The 20,708-nt window shown below is 70.4% G+C and carries 24 protein-coding genes and 1 pseudogene; 21 read left to right on the top strand and 4 right to left on the bottom strand.

Translation table 11 applies throughout. The annotated features are described in order from the left end of the window. The 5 genes from TFC3_RS20405 (at position 1) to TFC3_RS20385 (ending at position 3,788) form a co-directional block, all read left to right on the top strand. Positions 1-885 (top strand): site-specific tyrosine recombinase XerD, encoded by an 885-nt coding sequence (locus TFC3_RS20405; RefSeq protein WP_173745338.1) that lies wholly within the window; start codon positions 1-3, stop codon positions 883-885. 112 nt (positions 886-997) lie between these two features. Further along, complete coding sequence (locus TFC3_RS20400) at positions 998-1,930, top strand: ParA family protein (RefSeq protein ID WP_067502300.1); 933 nt, start codon at positions 998-1,000, stop codon at positions 1,928-1,930. A gap of 3 nt (positions 1,931-1,933) precedes the next feature. Further along, positions 1,934-2,602, top strand: coding sequence for a hypothetical protein (locus tag TFC3_RS20395; protein ID WP_067502296.1), 669 nt, complete (start codon positions 1,934-1,936; stop codon positions 2,600-2,602). A 112-nt stretch (positions 2,603-2,714) separates the two neighbouring features. Then, complete coding sequence (locus TFC3_RS20390; RefSeq protein ID WP_067502293.1) at positions 2,715-3,266, top strand: isochorismatase family protein; 552 nt, start codon at positions 2,715-2,717, stop codon at positions 3,264-3,266. A gap of 12 nt (positions 3,267-3,278) precedes the next feature. After that, positions 3,279-3,788, top strand: coding sequence for a YfbM family protein (locus tag TFC3_RS20385; RefSeq protein ID WP_067502290.1), 510 nt, complete (start codon positions 3,279-3,281; stop codon positions 3,786-3,788). On the opposite strand, the gene TFC3_RS20380 is transcribed toward TFC3_RS20385, so the two are convergent. After that, positions 3,781-4,848 (bottom strand): trans-acting enoyl reductase family protein, encoded by a 1,068-nt coding sequence (locus TFC3_RS20380; protein ID WP_369819633.1) that lies wholly within the window; start codon positions 4,846-4,848, stop codon positions 3,781-3,783. The two genes, TFC3_RS20385 and TFC3_RS20380, sit on opposite strands and share 8 nt — an antisense overlap. Before the next feature lie 70 nt (positions 4,849-4,918). Here TFC3_RS20380 and TFC3_RS20375 point away from each other — a divergent pair, with 70 nt between their 5' ends. Further along, on the top strand, positions 4,919-5,863 hold the full coding sequence (locus tag TFC3_RS20375; RefSeq protein ID WP_067502287.1) for a helix-turn-helix domain-containing protein: 945 nt from the start codon (positions 4,919-4,921) through the stop codon (positions 5,861-5,863). On the opposite strand, the gene TFC3_RS20370 is transcribed toward TFC3_RS20375, so the two are convergent. Then, positions 5,839-6,291 carry a nuclear transport factor 2 family protein gene (locus TFC3_RS20370; protein WP_067502285.1) on the bottom strand — a complete coding sequence of 151 codons (453 nt, stop codon included), beginning with the start codon at positions 6,289-6,291 and terminating at the stop codon, positions 5,839-5,841. The two genes, TFC3_RS20375 and TFC3_RS20370, sit on opposite strands and share 25 nt — an antisense overlap. A gap of 84 nt (positions 6,292-6,375) precedes the next feature. Here TFC3_RS20370 and TFC3_RS20365 point away from each other — a divergent pair, with 84 nt between their 5' ends. The 3 genes from TFC3_RS20365 (at position 6,376) to TFC3_RS20355 (ending at position 8,897) form a co-directional block, all read left to right on the top strand. Beyond that, positions 6,376-6,747, top strand: coding sequence for a YciI family protein (locus tag TFC3_RS20365; RefSeq protein WP_067502282.1), 372 nt, complete (start codon positions 6,376-6,378; stop codon positions 6,745-6,747). Positions 6,748-6,752: 5 nt separating this feature from the next. Beyond that, on the top strand, positions 6,753-7,970 hold the full coding sequence (locus TFC3_RS20360; RefSeq protein WP_067507140.1) for an RNA polymerase sigma factor: 1,218 nt from the start codon (positions 6,753-6,755) through the stop codon (positions 7,968-7,970). 387 nt (positions 7,971-8,357) lie between these two features. Beyond that, positions 8,358-8,897: a DUF1062 domain-containing protein gene (locus TFC3_RS20355; RefSeq protein ID WP_067502280.1), complete on the top strand. Its 540-nt coding sequence runs from the start codon at positions 8,358-8,360 to the stop codon at positions 8,895-8,897. 244 nt (positions 8,898-9,141) lie between these two features. Here the strand turns inward: TFC3_RS20355 and TFC3_RS20350 are convergent, their stop codons facing one another. Next, positions 9,142-9,807, bottom strand: a complete 666-nt coding sequence (locus tag TFC3_RS20350; RefSeq protein WP_067502278.1) for a TetR/AcrR family transcriptional regulator C-terminal domain-containing protein — start codon at positions 9,805-9,807, stop codon at positions 9,142-9,144. An 85-nt stretch (positions 9,808-9,892) separates the two neighbouring features. Between TFC3_RS20350 and TFC3_RS20345 the strand changes: the two genes are divergently transcribed. The 7 genes from TFC3_RS20345 (at position 9,893) to TFC3_RS20320 (ending at position 15,178) form a co-directional block, all read left to right on the top strand. Further along, on the top strand, positions 9,893-11,017 hold the full coding sequence (locus TFC3_RS20345) for an NAD(P)/FAD-dependent oxidoreductase (protein ID WP_067502275.1): 1,125 nt from the start codon (positions 9,893-9,895) through the stop codon (positions 11,015-11,017). An 8-nt stretch (positions 11,018-11,025) separates the two neighbouring features. Then, positions 11,026-11,298, top strand: coding sequence for a class I SAM-dependent methyltransferase (locus tag TFC3_RS39500; RefSeq protein ID WP_236718230.1), 273 nt, complete (start codon positions 11,026-11,028; stop codon positions 11,296-11,298). Next, the gene (locus tag TFC3_RS39495) at positions 11,234-11,578 is read left to right on the top strand and encodes a hypothetical protein (RefSeq protein ID WP_236718229.1); all 345 of its coding nucleotides are present in this window, start codon (positions 11,234-11,236) and stop codon (positions 11,576-11,578) included. Before TFC3_RS39500 ends, TFC3_RS39495 begins: the two co-directional genes overlap by 65 nt. A gap of 347 nt (positions 11,579-11,925) precedes the next feature. After that, positions 11,926-12,876 carry a hypothetical protein gene (locus TFC3_RS20335; protein WP_067502272.1) on the top strand — a complete coding sequence of 317 codons (951 nt, stop codon included), beginning with the start codon at positions 11,926-11,928 and terminating at the stop codon, positions 12,874-12,876. Then, entirely contained in the window at positions 12,873-13,316 is a 444-nt protein-coding gene (locus TFC3_RS20330) for an ABA4-like family protein (RefSeq protein WP_067502270.1), read from the top strand. Before TFC3_RS20335 ends, TFC3_RS20330 begins: the two co-directional genes overlap by 4 nt. Before the next feature lie 10 nt (positions 13,317-13,326). Further along, positions 13,327-14,493 carry a sensor histidine kinase gene (locus TFC3_RS20325; RefSeq protein WP_067507139.1) on the top strand — a complete coding sequence of 389 codons (1,167 nt, stop codon included), beginning with the start codon at positions 13,327-13,329 and terminating at the stop codon, positions 14,491-14,493. Between the two features lie 58 nt (positions 14,494-14,551). Continuing rightward, positions 14,552-15,178, top strand: a complete 627-nt coding sequence (locus tag TFC3_RS20320; RefSeq protein ID WP_067502268.1) for a response regulator transcription factor — start codon at positions 14,552-14,554, stop codon at positions 15,176-15,178. A gap of 16 nt (positions 15,179-15,194) precedes the next feature. Here the strand turns inward: TFC3_RS20320 and TFC3_RS20315 are convergent, their stop codons facing one another. After that, positions 15,195-15,650, bottom strand: coding sequence for an N-acetyltransferase (locus tag TFC3_RS20315; protein WP_067507138.1), 456 nt, complete (start codon positions 15,648-15,650; stop codon positions 15,195-15,197). 230 nt (positions 15,651-15,880) lie between these two features. On the opposite strand from TFC3_RS20315, the gene TFC3_RS20310 reads away from it, so the two are divergent. The 5 genes and pseudogenes from TFC3_RS20310 to TFC3_RS39490 form a co-directional block, all read left to right on the top strand. Beyond that, a complete protein-coding gene (locus TFC3_RS20310) occupies positions 15,881-17,671 on the top strand; it encodes a hypothetical protein (RefSeq protein ID WP_082772190.1) in 1,791 nt (596 codons plus the stop codon). 8 nt (positions 17,672-17,679) lie between these two features. After that, positions 17,680-18,255 carry a SigE family RNA polymerase sigma factor gene (locus TFC3_RS20305; protein ID WP_082772501.1) on the top strand — a complete coding sequence of 192 codons (576 nt, stop codon included), beginning with the start codon at positions 17,680-17,682 and terminating at the stop codon, positions 18,253-18,255. Continuing rightward, positions 18,252-19,019, top strand: a complete 768-nt coding sequence (locus tag TFC3_RS20300) for a hypothetical protein (RefSeq protein ID WP_067502266.1) — start codon at positions 18,252-18,254, stop codon at positions 19,017-19,019. The genes TFC3_RS20305 and TFC3_RS20300 overlap by 4 nt, the downstream gene beginning before the upstream one ends. A gap of 130 nt (positions 19,020-19,149) precedes the next feature. Further along, on the top strand, positions 19,150-20,199 hold the full coding sequence (locus tag TFC3_RS20295) for a ScpA family protein (RefSeq protein ID WP_067502264.1): 1,050 nt from the start codon (positions 19,150-19,152) through the stop codon (positions 20,197-20,199). Next, positions 20,196-20,708, top strand: a pseudogene (locus TFC3_RS39490) (hypothetical protein); the annotation flags it as partial. The gene TFC3_RS20295 and the pseudogene TFC3_RS39490, both read left to right, overlap by 4 nt.

Below are 20,708 nucleotides of genomic sequence, written 5' to 3'. Positions count from 1 at the left end.
GTGCAGACCTATCTCGATCACCTCACGGTCGAGCGCGGGCTGTCCAAGAACACGCTGAGTTCGTACCGCCGGGATCTGGATCGGTATGTGCAGTCGCTGACCGCGGCGGGCGTCACCCAGCTTGCCGCGGTCACGGCCGCCGATGTGACCAGGCATCTGCTGCGGCTGCGCGAGGATCTGGCGGCGGCCTCGGCGGCAAGGGCGGTTTCCGCGGTACGAGGATGGCACCGTTTCGCCGCGCGTGAGGGGCTCGCCCCCGACGACGTCAGCCGCGAGGTCAAGCCGCCCGCCCCGCCGAAACGCCTGCCCAAGGCCCTGGACGTGGATCAGGTGTCGCGGCTGCTGGCCACGGTCACCGGCGATGAGCCGCTCGCGCTCAGAGACAGAGCACTGCTGGAGTTCCTGTACGGCACGGGCGCGCGGATCTCCGAGGCGGTAGGGCTGGCCGTCGACGATCTCGAGCCGTCCCTGGTGACCCTGCACGGCAAGGGCGGCCGGACCCGGCTGGTGCCGCTGGGCTCCTACGCGCGGGCGGCGCTGGATGCGTACCTGGTCAGGGCCCGTCCGGTTCTGATCATCAAGGGCAGGGGGACGCCGGCGGTGTTCCTGAACGCGCGCGGGGGAGTGTTGTCGCGGCAGAGCGCCTGGACGATCCTGCACCGCGCGGCGCAGGCGGCGGGCCTGCCGGTGGACGGTCCGCACGCCGTGTCGCCGCACACCCTGCGCCACTCCTACGCCACGCACCTGCTCGACGGCGGCGCCGACGTGCGCGTGGTGCAGGAGCTGCTGGGGCACGCCTCGGTCACGACCACACAGGTCTACACGCTGGTGACTGTGGACCGGCTGCGAGAGGTATACGCCACCGCACACCCGCGCGCTCGTTAACCGGTGGGCACGAGTGCACGACACGCCGAACGGGTGACCCCGGAAGGGCGGTCACGGTGGCGTACAGTCGGGCATCGGCTCCGGCTGCGGGTCGAGAGGGGGCTTCGAGGACATGGCGGGACACGACGAGCGCGCGGAGGCGTGGACCTCGGCCCTGAGGGACCAGCAGACCTCCCTGGATCTGGGTGCTGACCTGGGACCGGCGGACCCGAGCGCGTACACCATGCGCCGGCCCATCCCCGAGCCCATGCCTACCGACCGGCACGGCCCCGCGCGCATCATCGCGCTGGCCAACCAGAAAGGTGGCGTGGGCAAGACCACCACCACCATCAACCTGGGTGCGGCGCTCGCCGAATACGGCCGCAAGGTGCTGCTCGTCGACTTCGACCCGCAGGGCGCCTGTTCGGTGGGCCTGGGCGTCAACCCGCACAACCTCGACCTGAGCGTCTACAACCTGCTCATGCAGGACGACGTCACCGCCGAGGACGTCATCATCAAGACCGACGTGGCCGGGCTGCACCTGCTGCCGGCCAACATCGACCTGTCCGCGGCCGAGATTCAGCTGGTCAACGAGGTCGCCCGGGAGATGGCCCTGGCACGGGTGCTGCGCACGGTGCGCAAGGAATACGACTTCATCCTCATCGACTGCCAGCCGTCGCTGGGCCTGCTCGCCATCAACGCGCTGACCATCGCGCACGGCGTGCTCATCCCGCTGGAATGCGAGTTCTTCAGCCTGCGTGGCGTGGCACTGCTGCTCGACACCATCGACAAGGTCCGCGAGCGGCTCAACTTCGACCTCGAACTCGAAGGCATCCTGGCGACCATGTACGACAGCCGCACCACCCACTGCCGGCAGGTCCTGCAGCGCGTGGTCGAGGCGTTCGGCGACAAGGTCTACCAGACGGTCATCACCAAGACGGTCAAGTTCCCGGAGTCCACGGTGGCCGGCGCGCCGATCACCTCGCTCGACCCGGCGTCCTCCGGTGCCCGCAACTACCGCCAGTTGGCCCGCGAAGTGATCGCTGCCAAGGCTGAACGAGGCTAGGCGTTGCTGTTCGCCCTCGGCGAGCCGGTCGCGTTCGCCGCGCTGGTGGCCGCGTTCCTGCTCGGACTCGTGCTGCGTGCGGTGGCCATCCGGCTCAGTGCCCGTACCCTCGGATTGGTTGATCGAAGGGAATCGGTCAGCCCGCGCCTGCGTGAGGACATCGACCCGTTCGGCGCGGTGGCCGCCGCCATCGGCGGGCAGGGCTGGGGCAAAACCATCTCGGTTGACGAGATCCCCCGCTGGCGCGGCCGCGGCCGGGCCGCCGCGGTGTTCCTGGCTGGGCCGGTCGTGTGCATCCTGACGGGGCAGCTGTTCTTCCTGGCCTACGCGCTGACCACGACCTCGAACATCCTGGCCTACCTGAACCCGTCGGACCTGCTGCACGGCATCAGCCTGCCGTACGGCGATCAGATCCTGCTGTCGCTGGGTGTGGGCCTGCTGACCTTCGGGCTGCTCGCGCTGATCCCCATCCCACCGCTCGACGGCTTCGGGGTGCTGTGGTCGGCGATGCGCAAACCGGGCGCGGGCATGCAGTGGATGCGGCTGTGGTTCGAGGACAAGAACCTCGGCGTGCTGATCCTGCTGATCTGCTGCTTCTTCCCGCTCAGCCGGCCGATCCTGCTGGTGATCCTGGACGTGCTCGGGGTGCTGTTCGTCCGCCTGTGGGGATAAGCCCGCGGCCGATCCGGAACTTGTTCTCCATAGCCGGATTATCGGTGCTTTTTGTCGCACCCGGGGTCTAGGGTCATCGGTGCTTGAAGATCCGGAGTTACGGGAGGCACGGATGACAACGCTCGACGACCGGCCCAACACGGCCTTGCTTGTGATCGATGTGCAGAACGGTGTCGTAGCGCAGGCGCACCAGCGCGACGCTGTGGTGGGCAACATCGCCGCCGCGGTCGCCAAGGCGCGCGACGCCGGGGTGCCGGTCATCTGGGTGCAGCACAGCGATGATGGACTGGTGCACGGCAGTCAGCAGTGGGAGTACGTGCCGGAGCTGGCACGCGCCGACGGTGAGGTGGTCGTGCACAAGCGGTACGGCGACTCGTTCGAGGACACCGACCTGGAGGCCGTGCTGGCCGAGCGGGGTGTCGGCAGCCTGGTCGTGTCGGGGGCGCAGATTGACGCGTGCATCCGGTCCACGCTGCACGGTGCGTTCGCGCGCGGCTACGATGCGACGCTGGTGTCGGATGCGCATACGACCGAGGACTTGAGTTCGTACGGTGCGCCCGCCCCAGATCTGGTCATCGCACACACCAACCTGTACTGGGGTCACCAGAGCGCCCCGGGGCGCACGGCGGGCACCGTCACCACCGCCGATCTCACGTTCGCGTAGGCGAGCGCCGCCATGGGGATGACCTTCATCGGGCGCCGCCTGACCGCCGACGAACAGCAGGACCTGATCGACGACCCGAAAATCGCCGACGACCTGCTCTTCGGTGACCTCGCGGACGACGCCGACCTGGACAACCTGCCCGAACCCGAGCTGGACCTCGACAAGGCCTGGCACGGCATCCACTTCCTGCTGACCGGCAGCGAGTGGGACACCACCTCCGGGGCCGGCGAAGCGGTCCTCGGCGGCCAGCCGATCGGCGCGGACGGCGGCTACGGCCCGGCCCGCCTGGTCGAGCCCGCCACGGTGCGGACGATCGCCGCCGGGCTGGACGCGTGGGACATCGAGGCGCTGCGCAGCCGGTTCGACCCGGCCGCGATGACCGCGGCGGGCGTCTACCCGAACGTGTGGGACGGGGGGATGGAGGAGTTCGACAGCTACCTGTGGCCGCATTTCGAGGCGCTGCGGCGCTTCTACCGCACGGCGGCCGAGCAGGGGCACGGGGTGCTGGTGGTCATCACCTGACGCCGCCGCGAGCATCGATGGGTTTCAGATGCGGGGACAGGGCGCGCAGGAAAGAGGGGGCGTCGAAGGCGGCGCCCGCGGAGGCGACGCCCACCGTCTTGGTGCGCCCGGTCAGGATGCGATCGACGGCCTCCACGGCCAGGGGAGCGCTGACGGCGTAGATGTCCTGACCGGAAACGGCCATGCGGCTCTGCTCACGGCCGACGTGCACGCGGGCGTCGACAACGAAGGTTTGCGCGGATCGGCCGTGCTCGTCGACGGCGGCCGGTGCCGGGGTGTGCGGGGCGGCGAGGCCGGCCGCTGCGGAAACCGTCATATAGGTGCACACCTCCGGGATGGTCAGGTGACTGGGCACGGTGACGACGTCGGCCATGGTGAAACCCGCGAGGACGTCCTGGTCGCCGCTCGGCGGGGGAAAGGGCCACCGTACGGTCGGCAGCGTCTCGTCGTGCATCTGCAGCCGCCCGCCGGTGTAGCGGACCCGGCGGCCCCCGCGCCGCTGCGCCGACACCGCCCCGGCGGCCAGGGTGCCGGGCGTGGGATGCCAGCTGCTCAAGCCGTAGGCGATGTGCGCCGCATCCGCCGCCGTGCTGTCGCCCAGCGCGGCGGTGACCAGCAGGTCGCCGAGGCCGCCGTAGAACGCCATCGCCGGGACCACGAGAGTGCCCGCCGCCAGGGCCGGCTGTGCGAAGGCGGTGAAGGTGTCGTGATTCGCCTCGATCTCGGCCGCCACGTCGACATAGGGCAGCCCGGCGCGCAGAGCCGCCTCGATCAGCGGAGCGGCGGTCGTGGCGAACGGGCCCGCGCAGTTGATCACCGCGGCGGTGTCGCGTAGGACCCGGTCCAGGGCGGCCGGGTCCTCGACCGCCGCGGTCCGTGTCTCCAGGCCGGGGTGGTGATGCGCCAGGCTGAGCAGCTTGTCCCGGTCGCGCCCGGCCAGCAGCGGTGCGTAGCCCCGGGCGAGCAACTCCGCGACCACGAACCTTCCGGTGTGCCCGTAGGCCCCGTACACCGCCACGCTGCTGTCCGGCATCGCCGCCACCTCTCTGCTGTTGGACACGATCAACCCTGGCCGATCCGGTCGGCGGCGGGCCAGTGGCGGAAACGACAAGACCCATACACTTTCCGACATGGGTGCCTCCGTGCGTACCGTGGCCATCGCTGCCACCGACGGGATGCTGGCCTTCGAGCTGGCCCTGGCCTGCGAGGTCTTCGGCAGCGCCCCGGACGCCGTCCAGGTGCCCTGGTACGACATGGCGATCTGCGGCACCCGGGCCGTACAGGTGGGGCGTTTCCGGCTGGACCCCGACCAGGGGCTGGACCGGCTCGCGCACGCCGGCACCGTGATCGTGCCCGCCCTGGCCGACATCGACGACGTCCCCGCCGACCTGGTCGAGGCGGTGCGCGCAGCCCACCATGGCGGGGCGCGGGTCGTGTCGCTGTGCACCGGCGCGTTCGTGCTCGCCGCCGCCGGACTGCTCGACGGGCTGCGCGCCACCACCCACTGGGCCCACACCGGGCAGCTCGCCGCCCGCCACCCGCGCGTGCAGGTCGACCCGGACGTGCTCTACGTCGACAACGCCACGGTGCTCACCTCGGCGGGAAAGGCCGCGGCGCTGGACTTGTGCCTGCATCTGGTGCGCCGCGACCACGGCTCGGCGATCGCCAACCTCGTCGCCCGCCGGCTGGTCGTGCCGCCGCACCGCGCCGGCGGGCAGGCCCAGTACGTCACCACCCCGGTGCCGGCCGACGACGGTCACCGCCTGGGCGAGCTGCTGCCCTGGATCCTGCAACGGCTGGACCAGCCGCTCACCGTGGAGAACCTCGCCCGCCGGGCCAGCCTGAGTTCACGCCACCTGACCCGCCACTTCACCGCGGTCACCGGCACCACCCCGCTGCAGTGGCTGCTCACCCAGCGGATCCGCCGTGCGCAGGAACTGCTGGAAACCACGGGCGACAGCATCGACACCATCGCCGCGGCGTGCGGCATGGGCACGGCCACCACGCTGCGCCGCCATTTTCAGCGCACGGTGGGCGTGCCGCCCGACACCTACCGCCGTACCTTCCGCTCCTGATCCTCACCGGGCGGGGTCAGCCCGACCGAGGCGCGCAGCGAGCCGTCCATCTCGAACGGCACCGACTCGTGCTCGTGGGCCACCAGCCAGCGCCCGTCGATGCGGCGCAACCCCAGCGTCACCCGGCACAGCCGGAAGCCCTCGGCCGCGCCGCGCGGCACCGCGGACAGGCAGTCGAGGCTGGTCGCGAAGGCCACGTCGCCGTCCTGGGTGATCTCCAGCCGGGTGACCTCGCGGCGCGGCGGCGCCTCGAAGGTGGCCATCCACTTCTCCAGCGGAGCCGGGTCGCCGCCGTTGCCGGGCTGGCGCAACGGCGGGGCGAGGGAGTATTCGACGTAGCTGGGCGCGTAGTACGCCATGATCGCGGTGGTGTCACCGGTCTCCAGCAGCGCGGCCTTGCGTTCGACAATATTCCGGATCTCATTCATGACCGGACCTGCCTTTCTCTCACCCAGCATGTCGAAGCCGCCGGGTTGGCTTCGACACAGTGAGCAACAAGCGAAGGAGAAACCATGAAATACCTGATCCTGATCCAGTCGAACCCGCAGTCCCTCGCGGTGTGGGAGACGCTCAGCGAGCAGCAGCGCATCGACTTCGGCCGCGGACATCTGCGGCTGTCCGGCGAGATGAGCCAGGCCGGGGTGCTGGTGGCCAGCGAGGGCCTCGGCGACCCGGCCCTGGCCACCCAGGTCAGCGTCCGCGAGGGCCGCACGATCACCTCCGACGGCCCGTACGCCGAGGTCAAGGAGCACCTGGCCGGCTTCTACCTGATCGACGTGGCCGACCTGAAGGAGGCGGTCGCCTGGGCCGCGAAGGCGCCGGACGCCGCGTACACCCGGGTCGAGGTGCGCCCGGTGCTGGACATGAGCACGTGGGAGGAGTGACCTCGATGCCGGAGCTGCTGCGCGCGTGCGCGCCGCAGGTTCTGGTCGCGGTGGTGCGCCGCTACGGCGACTTCGAGGCCTGCGAGGACGCCGTGCAGGAGGCGCTGCTAGCGGCCGCCGCCCAGTGGCCGCGCACCGGCGTGCCCGAGCACCCGCGCAACTGGCTGATCACCGTCGCGGGACGGCGGCGGGTGGAGGTGCTGCGCAGCGAGACGGCCCGCCGGCGCCGTGAGGAAGCGGTGCAGCATGAGCCCGCGCCGCAGGTCCGCGGCGACGATGAGCTGACGCTGCTGCTGCTCTGCTGCCATCCCGCGCTGAGCGTGCCGGCGCAGGTCACCCTCACCCTGCGGGCGGTCGGCGGGCTCAGCACCGCCGAGATCGCCCGAGCCTTGCTGCTGCCGGAGGCCACCGTGGGCCAGCGGATCAGCCGGGCGAAGCAGCGCATCCGCGCCACCGGCACCCGCTTCGAACTGCCCGCGCCGGACGAGCTCGGCGAACGGCTCACCGCGGCCCGCCACGTGCTCTACCTGATCTTCAACGAGGGGTACACGGCCAGCTCCGGCGACGCGTTGCACCGGGTGGAGCTGACCCGCGAGGCGATCCGGCTGACCCGCCAGCTGCACCGGCTGCTGCCCGGCGACGGTGAGGTGGCCGGGCTGCTCGCGTTGATGCTGCTCACCGACGCGCGCCGCCCCGCGCGTACCACTGCGGACGGCAGCCTAGTCCCGCTGGCCGAGCAGGACCGGCGCCGCTGGGACGCGGACGCGATCGCCGAAGGCGTTGCGCTGATCACCCGCACCCTGCAGCAGGCGCCGATCGGGGCGTTGCAGCTGCAGGCCGCGATCGCGGCGGTGCACGACGAGGCGGCGCGCGCCGAGGACACCGATTGGCCACAGATCTCCACCCTGTACGGCCTGCTGTACGCGTTGGACCCGAGTCCGATGGTCACCCTGAACCGGATCGTGGCGCTGGCCATGGTAGACGGCCCGCACGCCGGGCTCGCCGCCCTTGAGCAGGCCGCACAGGATTCGCTGCTGGCCCGCCATCACCGCACCGCCGCGGTGCGGGCTCACCTGCTGGACCTGGCCGGCGAGCGGGTCGCGGCGCGCGAGCAGTACCGGTTGGCGGCGCGGCTCACGCTCAGCCGGCCCGAGCAGCGCTACCTGCAGTCGCGGGCCGCGCAACTCCCGTCACCGCAGGAGAGCGCCGATGGCGATCATTGACCGGCCGGCATTGTCACCGGGGAGCCTGTGACCGGCCATAGAAGCGCGTGGCGCTGCGGACCAGGTCCGCGACCTATATCGATGTCCGGTGCGGCGGCGGGCTGTTAGCTTCGCAGCCGTGATCTGACGCCGATCGAGGACAGGGCCGTTGTACACCAGCTGAGACAGTAACTGCGCCGGGGAGGCACGCCAGCGGTCGTGAACCGCGGCTGCCGCGTGCCCTCGGGGCAGGTCCCGCTCATCTTGAGCACTGATGTTCCGCACTCCTCAAGCGGGGGCGGCGCGCCGCGGTGACACACGGCGCGCCCCTCGCTTCTTCGGCGTGCGCGGACTTCTCCCGCGGAGCGTGGTCTCCGCACGGACTGTCGCAGCAGATCGGTGTCCACAGTGACCACCCTTGATAATGCCCACTGGCTGGTGTGTTCCACCGGCCTTCCGTTGATCCGCCGCCGGTGCGCAGGTTGCCGCTCGACGCGGTACCGCCCGCACGGCAAGTTCCGGGTCAACGCCAACCACAAACTCCTCGACGTCTGGCTGCTGGCGTTGTGCGCCGGATGCGGGGAGACCACCAAACTGAGCGTCCTGGAACGCGTTCCGGTCCGCAGCATCGCGGTGCCGCTGCTGGAACGCTTCCACGCCAACGATCCCGAGCTGGCGGTGCAGCTGCTGGCTGAACCGGGATTGCAGCGGCGCAACAACGTCACCCTCGACTGGCAGGGGGCGTGGGGCGTTCAAGTGTTGGCTGATGCCGCGGTGGTGACGGTTCGCTTCCGCCAGCGCATCCCATTGCCGGTGACCACCTTGCTGGCGGTGGGGTTGCAGGTGTCGCGTTCGCAGGTGCGCCGGCGCATCGCCGAGGGCAGCCTCACCTCGCCGCGCCGGCTGAGCGGGGTCGTCTCCAACGACTTCACGTTCGCCGTGCGGTAATCTGCGAGAGCACCGCGCCGGGTCCGTCCTCGTGGCGGATCCGGCGCGCCGGGGCGGTGGCGCGCTCGCGACAGGACGGATCGTCGAGGCAGGTTCGCAGCGCCGCGGCCAGGTTCTCGGGGTCAGCTCGGCCATCGGCAGGGCTGGTGGTGCCACCCCGAGGTCGTTCAGGCGTGCGGCCCGGAACGGCTGATCCACCAGCATCGGTACGGCCACCGAACCCGATGAACACCGGGGCGGGCGATCAGGACGCGCATGGTCCGTTCTGCGCGGTGATGCCGGTCAGGATCAGGTCGATGCCGGCCAGGAACTGCTCGCGGTCGTCGTGTTCGCGCAGCTCGCCGGCCACGGTGTGCAGAAACGGGTAGGCGGCCGGGTCGAGTCCGGTCCAGGCGGCGGATTCGGCCTCGAGGATGGCCGGGCGGGTGGTGCCCGGCTCGACGGCGCGGGCGTTCGCGGCGTGTTGCGCGGCGACGCCGAGGACGTAGTTGAGCAGCGCGGACGCGGCGTGGAACAGGGCGCTGGGCGGGACGCCGAGGGCTTGCACCTGCCGGCCGAGGCGTTCGAAGACCTCGCGTACCGCGGACGGGGAGGCCAGACCGGACAGTTGGGCGCCGACCCAGGGGTGCGCGGTGATGGCGTCGAACACGCCCACCGCTGCGGTGCGGATGGCGTGCTGCGGGGTCTGCTCGGTGGCGTCGGCGGCCAGCGCGCCGGCGAGCACGGCGTCGGTGGCGGCGGCGAGCAGTTCGCCCTTGTTGGCCACGTGCCAGTAGAGGGCGCCGGGGCCGGTGGTCAGGCGCGCGGCGAGCGCGCGGAAGGTCAGGCCGGTTTCGCCGGTGTCGTCGAGCATGGCGATGGCGGCGCTGACGATGCGCTCACGTGACAGGGCGTCGGTCCGGGCGGCCATGCCCCATCTTGACATATCTGGAACAGCGTTCCATGCTGGGTACTGGAACAACGTTCCAGAGATATGTCCGGGAAGGGGCAGAACCATGACGACTCCCGTCACGATCATCGGCGCGGGCCTGGGTGGGCTGACGCTGGCGCGCATCCTGTACGTCCACGGCATCGCGGCCACCGTCTACGAAGCCGACGCCTCCGCCGACGCCCGCACCCAGGGCGGTCAGCTCGACATCCACGAGCACAACGGGCAGGCCGCGCTGCGCCAAGCCGGCCTGATCGAGCAGTTCCACACGCTGATCCACGCGGGTGCCGAGGCCACCCGCATCCTCGCCCCCGACGCCACCGTCCTGCTCGACGAACCCGACGACGGCACCGGCGCTCGCCCCGAGGTGCTGCGCGGCGACCTGCGCCGGATGCTGATCGACTCGCTGCCCGCCGGTACGGTCCGCTGGGGCCACAAAGTCACCGCCATCCGCGCGCTCGGCGCCGGCCGGCACGAGCTGGACTTCGCCGACGGCTCCACCGCCCGCGCCGGGCTGCTGGTCGGCGCGGACGGCGCCTGGTCGCGGGTCCGCCCCCTGCTGTCGGCGGCGACACCGCACTACCTCGGCACCTCGTTCGTCGAGACGTACCTGTACGACGCCGACCAGCGCCACCCGGGCGCCGCCGCTGCGGTAGGGGCCGGCGCGCTGATCGCCACCGTGCCCGGCAAGGCCATCCAGGCGCACCGCGAAGCCGGCGGCGTGCTGCACACCTACGTGGCGTTGAGCAAGCCGCAGGACTGGTTCGCCGCCATCGACTTCACCGACGCCGCCATGGCCCGCGCGAGGATCGCCGCGGAGTTCGATGGCTGGGCGCCGCAGCTCACCGCGCTGACCACCGACGGTGAAGCCCCGCCGGTGCTGCGCCCGCTGCACGCCCTGCCCATCGAGCACCGGTGGCCGCGGGTGCCCGGCGTGACGCTGCTCGGCGACGCCGCGCACCTGTCGCCGCCCAACGGTGAGGGCGCCAACCTGGCCATGTTCGACGGCGCCGAGCTGGCCGCCGCCCTGCTCGCGCACCCCGGGGATGTCGAGACGGCGCTCGGCGACTACGAGCAGGCGCTGTTCGCCCGCACCGTGACCGAGGGCATCGACGCCGCGCAGGTCTTTGACATCTGCTTCGGAGAGAAGGCGCCCGGCAGCCTCATCGAGATGCTCACCCAGGCCGGATAATGCTCGCCATGCCCGATCGAGCAACGAGTTTCGGAGCGGTGGCGGCGGACTACGAGCGGTTCCGGCCCGGCTATCCCGCGGCGGTGGCCGACCTGGTGGCGGCCTACGCGGGCCGGCCGATCGCGACGGCGCTGGAGATCGGGGCCGGCACCGGCAAGGCGACCCGCTTGTTCGCCGCGCGCGGCATCACGGTCACCGCCACCGATCCCGGTGACCGTGGCCGACCCGGCCGTGGACACTTTCCTCCGCGCGGTCCGGGCACCCTTTCTGGCATCCGATGACATTCCGTCGCCGGACGGGACGCCGCCGGGCCCGCATCTGCAATGGCCGGGCACCGAGTTGCAGCGATCGGCGCTGTTCACCGACATCCGCCAAGGCATCATTGAGCGGCGGCTGAGCCTGAGCAGCCGGGACTACATCGGACATCTGTCGACCGTGTCGGCGTATCGGCAACTCGAGGACGTACCGCGATCGCGGCTTTTCGCGGAATTGCTGCGGGTCCTGCCCGCCGAGATCGCCATCGACGCCACCATCATCGCCCATCTGGCCCGCCGCGTCTGAAACAGAAACGGCACGTGCGGCAGCGGGCCACCAAAACGTGAGCGGGCCGAGCGAATCCCGGCTGCAGGGCGCCTACCACGCGGACGGGCTGTATGCCGAGCTTCCGTCACCGGAAACCGGGGCGCCCGGGCTCCCACCGTTGCTGAGCCGCAACCTCGAGGAATGGGTCTGCGCGCCCTCGACCGCCGACGAGGACATCGCCGCGTTCGTGGGGCTGGCCGGTCGGCAGGGTCCGCGAACACCGTTAGGTCCTCCTCCCTGGGGAGGAGACCGGCCTCCCACCTGCGGCCGCAACTACGGCTGCCAGGCGGGAGAACCGGCCCGTCCGCCGCGGAAACATCAGCGCCATGACCACAACCGTCACCGCGCCACCGGTTGCCACGCCGCCGCGCAGCACCACCTGGAACCGTCCGCTGCTGGGCTTCACCGCCGCCATGGCCCTGCTCACCGTCGTCACCCTGGCCGGTCTGGTCCTCGACGACCGCATCGTCACCGGCGCGCCGGTGTGGCTCAAGCCGTTCAAGTTCTCCACCTCGTTCGTGCTCTACGCCGCGACGCTGGCCTGGATGCTGAGCCTGCTGCCCCAGCGCAGCCGCCTCGCCGAGCGGGCCACCCTGGTCATCGTGGCAACCAGCGTCATCGAAATGCTGATCATCGTGCTGCAGGCCGCCCGCGGGCAGACCAGCCACTTCAACACCACCAGCGCGTTCAACTCGGCGCTGTGGTCAGCGATGGGCGCGTCGGTCATGGTGCTGTTCGCGGCCCAGGTGGTGGTCGCTGTGGTGGTGCTGCGGGCGCGCCTCGCCGATCGGGTCGCTGCGGTGGGCGTACGGCTGGGGCTGGGTCTGTCACTGCTGGGTATGGCGGCAGCGGTACCGATGACCCTGCCCACGGCGGCGCCCGGCGTCGACGGCGTGGCGGGAGCACACAGCGTCGGCGTGCGCGACGGCGGCCCCGGCCTGCCGGTGCTGGGGTGGAGCACCGTCGGCGGTGACCTGCGCGTCGGGCACTTCATCGGGCTGCACGCGTTGCAGGCGTTGCCGCTGCTGGCGTTGCTGCTGCTGCGCTTTGCCGCACGGCTGGGCGAGCGGACCCAGGTGCGGCTGCTGCTGGTGGCCGGCGCCGCGTACGCCGCGGTCACCGTGCTGCTCACCTGGCAGGCCCTGCGCGGGCAATCCGTGGTGGCCCCGGACGCGCTGACACTGACCGCCTTTGCCGCGGTACTGACCGCCACCGCCGGCGCCGGCGCCGCGGTGCTTGCCTCCGGCCGCCGCGACCGGAAGGCTCAGCTCGCATGACCGGGGTGCTGTTCAGCTTGGTGTTTGCGGTGGCCGCGCCGTTCTGGGCGCTGATGATCGTGCTGCCGCACTGGTCCTGGACCCGCCGCATCATCGCCGCACCGTGGATCGCGGTGCCACCCGTGCTGATCTACCTGATCGTGGTGGCCGGGTCGCTGACCGACGTGCTGCCCGCGGTCACCTCACCCACCCTGGGCGGGGTCCGCGACCTGCTCGGCTCGGCCGACGGCGCCACGGCCGGGTGGGCACACATGATCGCGTTCGACCTGTTCGTGGGACGGTGGGCATATCTGGACAGCCGCCGGCGGGGGATCCCGGCGCTGGTCATGGCCCCGGTGCTGCTGCTGACCATTCTCCTGGGACCGCTGGGCTACCTCGCCTATCTGCTGGTGTCTTCTCGTCTGGTGTCTTCTCGTACGGAAGAGAAGGGCGCGGCATAAGGTGACGGGCGTGGACTGGCTGGGGCGGTTGTTCGAGAAGCGGGGTGCGCTCGCGCGGACCTTGCTGCTCAACCTCAGCGGCATCGGCTACCTGGTGTTCTCCTCGCACGACCACCGCGCCGTCAGCGGCGCGCAATGGGCGCTCGCGGTGGTCGCCTTCATCGCCGCGCTGCTGCTGCACAAACGGCCCCTGCTCAACCTCGGCGTGCAGGCCGGGCTGCTGATCGCCGCGCTCGTGCTGCTCGACGACCCGACCATCAACCAGGTCGGCGCCGCGTGGGCACTGCTCGAAATCACCATCTGGGGTCCGCCCACCCTGCGCTGGTGGGGAGCCGGCCTGCTCAGCGCCATCTACCTCAGCCGCACCGTGGGTGAACCGATCACCACCCTCCCGGCCCGGCTGTACGGGCTGGTGCTCGCGGTTGGCGTACCCCTTCTGCTCGGCACGGTCATTCGCTTCAACACCCAGCTCAGCCAGCAGGCCGAGCTGCGCGCCACCGAAGCCGCGAACCGGCGCGAGATGGAAGCCCGGGCCGCCCGCGCCACCGAACGCGGTGCCATCGCCCGCGAACTGCACGACGTGGTCGCCCACCACGTGGCCTCGATGGTGCTGCGCGTCGGCGTGGCCCGCCACGTTCTACCCGATGTGGACCCGCGGGTCCGTGAGGTGTTCGACGACGTGCACGCCACCGGCACCACCGCCCTGGAGGAACTGCGCAACGTGGTCGCGGTGCTGCGCGACCCCGCCGCCGACCAGGGTGACGCCTCGCTCACCGCGATCGAACCGTCCGCGCTGCCCGCCGCCCTCGACGGTGCGGTGGAACGGGCCCGCGGCGCCGGGCTGATCGTGGACGCCGACATCGACGAATCGGTGGGCAGCCTGGATGCGGTACGCGGACTGGCGGTGCTGCGCCTGACCCACGAGGCGTTGACGAACGTGGCCAAACACGCGGGCGCGGCGACCCGGGTACGGCTGACCGTGGCCGTCACCGACGGCGATGTCACCTGGGAAGTGGTGGACGACGGGCGCGGATCGGCGCCGTCGGTGCCTCCGGGCGGCGGGCACGGGCTGACCGGCATGCGCGAACGGGTGTCACTGCTGGGTGGTCACCTTGAAGCCGGGCCCGACGGCGGCGGCTGGCGGGTTCGCACCCTGCTCCCGCGGGTGACCGCATGATCCAGTCTGTCCCGGCGCCGGCGCCGGCGTCTCGCGGGTGCGGAATGCGGGTGGTCGCGTGATCCGGGTGTTGCTGGTGGATGATCAGCCGTTGATCCGGGCCGGGCTGAAGATGTTGTGCGACGCCCAGAGCGACATGGAAGTCGTCGGCGAAGCCGGCAACGGCCGCGACGCCGTGACCCTGGCCGAACGCCTCACTCCCGACCTCATCGTCATGGACCTGCGCATGCCCGGCCTCGACGGCATCACCGCCACCGGCCGCATCCTCGCCGCCCGCCCCGCCGCCCGCGTCCTGGTCCTCACCACCTTCGGCGACGACGAACACCTGTACCCGGCGCTAACTGCGGGGGCCTGCGGCTTCCTGCTCAAGGACGCCTCACCCGAGGACCTGCTCGACGGTATCCGGCGCGCGGCGGCAGGGGACAGCCCGTTCAGCCAGGCCGTGCTGAGCCGGCTGGTCAACCGGGCCGTCCACGCCCGCGCGGGAGCGCCGCGGGTGGTGACCGGGCTGACCGCCCGCGAACGCGATGTGCTGCAGCTCGTGGGGGAGGGCCTGAGCAACACCGAGATCGCCGACCGCCTGCACATCGGCGTGACCACGGTGAAGTCGCACGTGACCAGCCTGATGGCCAAGACCGGCAGCCCCAACCGGGTACGGCTGGCGCTGTTCGCGCACGGCGCCTGAACGCCGGGTCGCGCGCCTACAGCTCCTTGGCCATGGTGCGGCCGGTCTCGGCGAACCCGAGTTGTTCGTAGAGGGCGCGGGCACCGGTGTTGTGGGCGAAGACGTGCAGGCCGATCCGGGTCAGCGCGGTGTCGTGGCACCAGCGTTCGGCGGCCAGCATGATGGCGCGCCCGTAGCCCCGGCGGCGGACGTCGGGTTCGACGGCGATGTCGTACACGAACGCGGTGCCGCGGGTCACGGTGATCCAGAGAAAGCCGACCCGCCGGTCACCGTCGTAGGCGTACCAGAAATGGTTGCCGGCGGTGGCGAACTCGTCGGGCAGCAGCCGGGTGAAGGTGTCGGCGGCGCTGCGGGCCGCCTCCTGCGCCGACTGGCCCGAGGCGGCGACACTCTGCGCGTAGTGCGCCTCGGCGTCGGCGCGCCACGGCTGGTACTCACCCTCGGTCATCGGCTCCAGCCGCACGTCGGTCATGTCCACAACCTACCGGGGCGATCGTTTTGCAGTTTCCCGGGCGATTGGTGCAACCGCGGCGGCGTCCATGACGTCTCAAGGAAGGCAGACCCGGACGCCGCCACGTCCGGGCCTGCTCATCTGTCTGACACCGGTCGCGCGGCTGAAGCGGCTGAGGTTGACACGGGTGCGGGTGCGCCAAAATCATGGACGCTCATCGCCCCCGGATCCGGAAAGGCAGGCCACCGACTGTGACCGCTCAGCCGACGCTGACCAGCGACGCGACCGGGGAACAGGTGGACGCCGCCGGCACCGCGCCGGAGACGAAGCCGCGGCGCTGGCCCTGGCACGTCGCGGTCGCGCTGGTCTTCATCGGGCTGGGTCTGCTGGTCATGGCGAACTGGCTGGGGCACCCCAACGAGCGGGTCTCCGGGCACCTCGCCAACGACAACACCTGGTTCCAGTGGCTGCTCAATCACGGTGCGTACTCGATCCGGCACTGGGAGAACCCGCTGTTCTCGACGCGGCAGAACTATCCGGCCGGGGTGAACATGATGGCCAACACCTCGGTGCTCGGGGTGACGCTGCCGCTGGCGCCGGTGACCATGCTGGTCGGCGCGCGGGTGACGTACCTGGTGTGGATGGTTCTCGCGTTGGCCGGTACGGCGTTCTCGGCGTACTGGGTGCTGCGGAAATGGGTGGTCCGTTCGCGGGGTGCGGCGTTTCTGGGCGGGGCGTTCGCCGGGTTCGCGCCGGGAGTGGTGCACCACGCGAACGGCCAGCCCAACTTCGCCAGTAACTTCGCGTTGCCGTTTCTTGTGGTTCTGGTGTTCCGGCTCGGGGTCACCGGGAAATGGCTGCGCGACGGCATCATTCTGGGATTGCTGATCACCTATCAGGTGTTCGTCAACGAGGAAATGCTGGTGGTCACCGCGGGCGCCTGCGTGATCGGGGTGCTCGCTTATGCGGCGTTGAGCCCGCGAGCTGCTCTGCACCGGGTGAAGCCGTTCGTGCTGGCCTCGGCGGTGAGCGTGGTGGTGGCTGGGGCGCTGGTGGCGTACCCGGTGTGGTTTCAGTTCAAGGGTCCGCAGACGTTCGAGGCTCTGCCGCTCTATCACTCGTGGGGCGAGGACCTGGGCACCTATTTCTACTTCGCACGCGACACCGTTTTCGGTGACCCGGGCGTGGAGAAAACGATGGGTCACCCGGAGCAGAACAGCTGGTTCGGGTGGCCGTTGACCACGGTGGTGGTGCTCGGGTTCCTGACGTTGATGTGGCGCTCTGTGGTCGTACGCGTCGCGTTGGTTGTCGGTGTGGTCTTTGCTGTCATGGCGATGGGGCCCAAGGTGCGCTGGATGGGGGAGTACACCGCGATTCCCGGGCCGTGGCATTGGATTCCCGATGATCTGCCGGTGCTCGGGCTGCTCACGCCGAGCCGGCTGACGTTTGCCGTGGCCGGGGTGTTCGCGCTGATGGTGGCGCTGATCTTCGACGCCGCTGCGGCCGTACCGGATAGAAGAAATCTGCTGGTAAAAGCCGCGTCCGTGACCGCGGGCCTGCTGGTGATCGCGGCTCTCGTGCCGTTGATTCCGAAACCGTTGCCGGCGGTTGAGGATCCGCGGCCGCCGTTGTTCATCACGTCCGGGGCGTGGCGGCCGTATGTCGGCGACGGGCAATCGCTGATGCCGTTGCCGGTGCCGAACCGGTGGAGCGGACGCGAAACGCTGGGCTGGGCGGCGTGGACACAGGACTTTGCGATTCCGGAGGGCTATTTCCTCGGCCCCGGCAAGGACGGCCACGGACTGTCCGGTGCGGAATGGAGCACCCTGACCAAACTGGTCGACAAGACCATCAAGGACAACAAGGTGCCCACCGTCAGCGACAAACAGAAGACCGACGTCCGCGGTGACATCACCCGGTATCGCGCCGGAGTGCTGGTGTTACGGGACGAACCGGGTAATGCGAACGTCCGCACCTTGCTGCAGGAACTGCTCGGGCCGGGGCAGAAGAACCTCGACGTGTGGATCTGGCCGCAATCGTGAGCCACGGCATGCAACCTTCCCGCGATCGCATTCGTCGGGGGGAGGTGAGACGAGACGAAGGCTCGGGCCGATCCGAGCGAGATGAGCAGTTCCATCAGTTCGTGCTCGCCCGTCGTGCCGAGTTGGTGCGCACCGCGACGCTGCTGACAGCGGGCGACGCGCACCTTGCGGAAGACCTGGTGCAGTCGACCCTGACCAAGCTGTACGTGTCCTGGTCGTCGGTGAGAAGAGCCGACAATCCGGACGCGTACGTGCGGCGCACCCTGGTCAACGCCCTGATCGACGAACGCCGCCGGTTGTGGTGGCGCCGCGAGCGGCCGGTAGCCGAACTACCCGACCGCACCGCCGCGGACCCCGGCAGCGAACACCTCGGAGACGACCTGCGGGCCGCGCTGCAGAAGCTCGGCCCGCGTATGCGCGCCGCCGTGGTGTTCCGCTACCTGTACGACCTGGACATCGCCGAGACCGCGGACGCGCTCGGCTGCTCGCAGGGCACCGTCAAGAGCCAGACCGCCCGCGCTCTCGACCGGCTGCGCACCGTCCTCGAGCCGAAGCCCTTTCTTGCCCAAGGAGTAACCCCATGAACGACCTGCGCCGCCACCTCGAGGAGATTGCCGGACCCGCCATGGCTCCCACCGCCGACCAGATCTCCGACGACCTCAGCCGCGGCCGCAAGGCCCTGCGCCGCCGCCGCACCCTGCAGGCCGCCGGCGGAGGTGTGCTCACCGCCGTTGCCGTGGCCGCCGGCTTCGTCTTCACCGCCGGTGGTTCCCCGGCTACGCATGGCCGCAGCACCGAGGTTGCCGCCGCCGCTCCTGCCTCCGCCGTCGCGCCGTCTCTCGCCCCGGAGACCCACCTGGTGCCGTACTCCGGCAAGCCGGGTAAGGGTTTCTCGATCGACAAGATCCCGACCGGCTGGTTCGTGCAGACCAACGACGACAGCCTGCTGCTGCTCGCGCCGCGCCACCCGCTGCCCGGCTCCACGCGCCTCGACTCCAGCGCCGGCCCCAGCACCGATCCCAGCTCCCGGCCCCGCCCCGCGTCGTCGGCCGAGGCCAACTCCATGGGCGACCCGTACAGCTTCGTCGGCAAGATCGGGGTGGCGCTGAACTCCAAGGACGCCACCGAAGCGCCGCAAGGCACGAAGATCAAGGTCGGTGACCACGACGGCGTGCTGTCGCTGAGCAAGGACACCGGTGATGTCGCCAGCACGATCTCGGTCGAGCAGCCCGACGGCCGCTACCTGCAGGTCCAGTTCTGGAACGGTATCGGCCTCACCCAGGAGCAGATGATCGAATTCACCGCCGCCGCGCACGTGCTCAAGGACGCCACGCAGTCCGCCGGCTGACGCTTCATCGCGTGCCAGGGCCGGGCCTTCGGGGGTCCGGCCCTTATTTTCCGTACGGCCACAGTTACCGGTTGTCACATTCGCCCGTTGACCTTGATGATCAGCATCTTCAGCGGACGGGGACGAGTTGATGAGCCAGGAACAACTTGTCGAACCCGTGGTCTACGGTCAGCACGTGCCTTCTGCTGACACCCCACCCGCTGTCACCCCGGACGTACCCGTGGATGAGGTCGACGACGGCAAGTTCAAGGTGCGCCTGTCAAACTTCGAAGGCCCCTTCGACCTGCTGCTGCAGCTGATCGGCAAACACAAACTCGACGTCACCGAGGTGGCGCTGCACCAGGTCACCGACGACTTCATCGCCTACATCCGCGCCATGGGCGACGACTGGGACCTGGGCGAGGCCAGCGAGTTTCTGCTGGTCGCGGCCACCCTGCTCGACCTCAAGGCCGACCGGCTGCTGCCCGCTGCCGAGGTCGAGGACGAAGAGGACCTGGCCCTGCTCGAAGCCCGCGACCTGCTGTTCGCCCGGCTTCTGCAGTACAAGGCCTACAAGGAAGCGGCCTCGCACATCGCCGACCTTGAAGGCCTCGGCGCCCGCCGCTGGCCCCGCCTGGTCACCCTGGAAGCCCGCTACGCCGAAGCCCTGCCCGAACTCGTCCTGGGCATCGGCCCCGAGCGCCTGCTCAAACTGGCGATCAAACAATTCACCCCCAAACCAGGCCCGCCCCAGGTCTCAATCGCACATATCCACCAGGTACGCGTCAGCGTCCGCGAACACGCCACGCTGATCCGCGACCGCCTCCGCCGAGCCGGGACGGCCACGTTCAGCCTGCTGGTCGCCGACTGCGAGAACACCCTCGAGGTGGTGGCGCGGTTCCTGGCCCTGCTGGAGCTGTACCGCGAAGGCCTGGTCGACTTCGACCAGCCGGTGGCCCTGGACGAACTGACCATCCGCTGGATCGGCGGCGAAAAGGTCGGCGGCGAGCTGGACATCGACGACTACGAAGGAACGCCGCCCGAACCGGACACCGCCGCCAGCGACCTCCCCGGCGACCCGGGCTCCGCTTCCCTTGAGCCTTTCTCCGACCCGGACGCCGCTGCTTTCCTCGGGCCGGACGTGGGTATCGAGACGCTGGAAGAGATCGACGAGCACGACGACGAAGAGGACGAGCGATGAGCGACGAGCGCCCCGAATCCCTGGCCGCCCAGGCAGCCTCGTGGGTCCCGCCGTGGGAACGCACCGCCCGCAGACCAGACCCGGAGTACGCGGCCGCTCACCGCGCCAGCGAAGTAGACGACCTGGACGACCCCGGCGAACCGGAGTTGCCGGACTCCTCGGCGCCGGTCGATGCCACCAGCCAGGCAGCCTCCGAGCCGGTGGCCCGGGGTGACGGCGATCAGGTGTCGGAATCCGGTCTGTCCGAGGATGACGACGACTTCGACCCGGCCTTCGAAGGCGCGAACCCGGCCGAAGGCGGCACCAGCGCACCGCCGGGACTCCCGCCCCTGCCCGGCGAGAGCGAAGGCCCCGCCACCGTCGACGCGCCGCAAGAAATCCCCGGCGAAGAAACCCCCGACCCCACCGACATCGGCAGCGGCCCCGAACTCCCGCTCCCCGGCGCCATCGAAGAAGCAGCCGGCAACGAAATCGGCAACGCACCCCTGGTGGACGCCCCCTTCCCTGCC

Origin of the sequence: Actinoplanes sp. TFC3 (assembly GCF_001553785.1) — a bacterium.
GTDB lineage: Bacteria > Actinomycetota > Actinomycetes > Mycobacteriales > Micromonosporaceae > Actinoplanes.
Note: the sequence above shows the minus strand (reverse complement) of the source record. Positions and strands in the feature narration are given on the sequence as shown.

What these genes read in the sequence shown, in the direction of transcription:
- TFC3_RS20360 (WP_067507140.1), top strand. Translation starts at nt 6,753, where the DNA reads ATGCCGGAGCTGCTGCGCGCGTGCGCGCCGCAGGTTCTGGTCGCGGTG.
- TFC3_RS20385 (WP_067502290.1), top strand. Translation starts at nt 3,279, where the DNA reads ATGGGGATGACCTTCATCGGGCGCCGCCTGACCGCCGACGAACAGCAG.
- TFC3_RS20345 (WP_067502275.1), top strand. Translation starts at nt 9,893, where the DNA reads ATGACGACTCCCGTCACGATCATCGGCGCGGGCCTGGGTGGGCTGACG.
- TFC3_RS20350 (WP_067502278.1), bottom strand. Translation starts at nt 9,807, where the DNA reads ATGGCCGCCCGGACCGACGCCCTGTCACGTGAGCGCATCGTCAGCGCC.
- TFC3_RS20335 (WP_067502272.1), top strand. Translation starts at nt 11,926, where the DNA reads ATGACCACAACCGTCACCGCGCCACCGGTTGCCACGCCGCCGCGCAGC.
- TFC3_RS20300 (WP_067502266.1), top strand. Translation starts at nt 18,252, where the DNA reads ATGAACGACCTGCGCCGCCACCTCGAGGAGATTGCCGGACCCGCCATG.
- TFC3_RS39500 (WP_236718230.1), top strand. Translation starts at nt 11,026, where the DNA reads ATGCCCGATCGAGCAACGAGTTTCGGAGCGGTGGCGGCGGACTACGAG.
- TFC3_RS20375 (WP_067502287.1), top strand. Translation starts at nt 4,919, where the DNA reads ATGGGTGCCTCCGTGCGTACCGTGGCCATCGCTGCCACCGACGGGATG.
- TFC3_RS20365 (WP_067502282.1), top strand. Translation starts at nt 6,376, where the DNA reads ATGAAATACCTGATCCTGATCCAGTCGAACCCGCAGTCCCTCGCGGTG.
- TFC3_RS20295 (WP_067502264.1), top strand. Translation starts at nt 19,150, where the DNA reads ATGAGCCAGGAACAACTTGTCGAACCCGTGGTCTACGGTCAGCACGTG.
- TFC3_RS20370 (WP_067502285.1), bottom strand. Translation starts at nt 6,291, where the DNA reads ATGAATGAGATCCGGAATATTGTCGAACGCAAGGCCGCGCTGCTGGAG.
- TFC3_RS20315 (WP_067507138.1), bottom strand. Translation starts at nt 15,650, where the DNA reads ATGACCGACGTGCGGCTGGAGCCGATGACCGAGGGTGAGTACCAGCCG.
- TFC3_RS20330 (WP_067502270.1), top strand. Translation starts at nt 12,873, where the DNA reads ATGACCGGGGTGCTGTTCAGCTTGGTGTTTGCGGTGGCCGCGCCGTTC.
- TFC3_RS20305 (WP_082772501.1), top strand. Translation starts at nt 17,680, where the DNA reads ATGCAACCTTCCCGCGATCGCATTCGTCGGGGGGAGGTGAGACGAGAC.
- TFC3_RS20400 (WP_067502300.1), top strand. Translation starts at nt 998, where the DNA reads ATGGCGGGACACGACGAGCGCGCGGAGGCGTGGACCTCGGCCCTGAGG.
- TFC3_RS20390 (WP_067502293.1), top strand. Translation starts at nt 2,715, where the DNA reads ATGACAACGCTCGACGACCGGCCCAACACGGCCTTGCTTGTGATCGAT.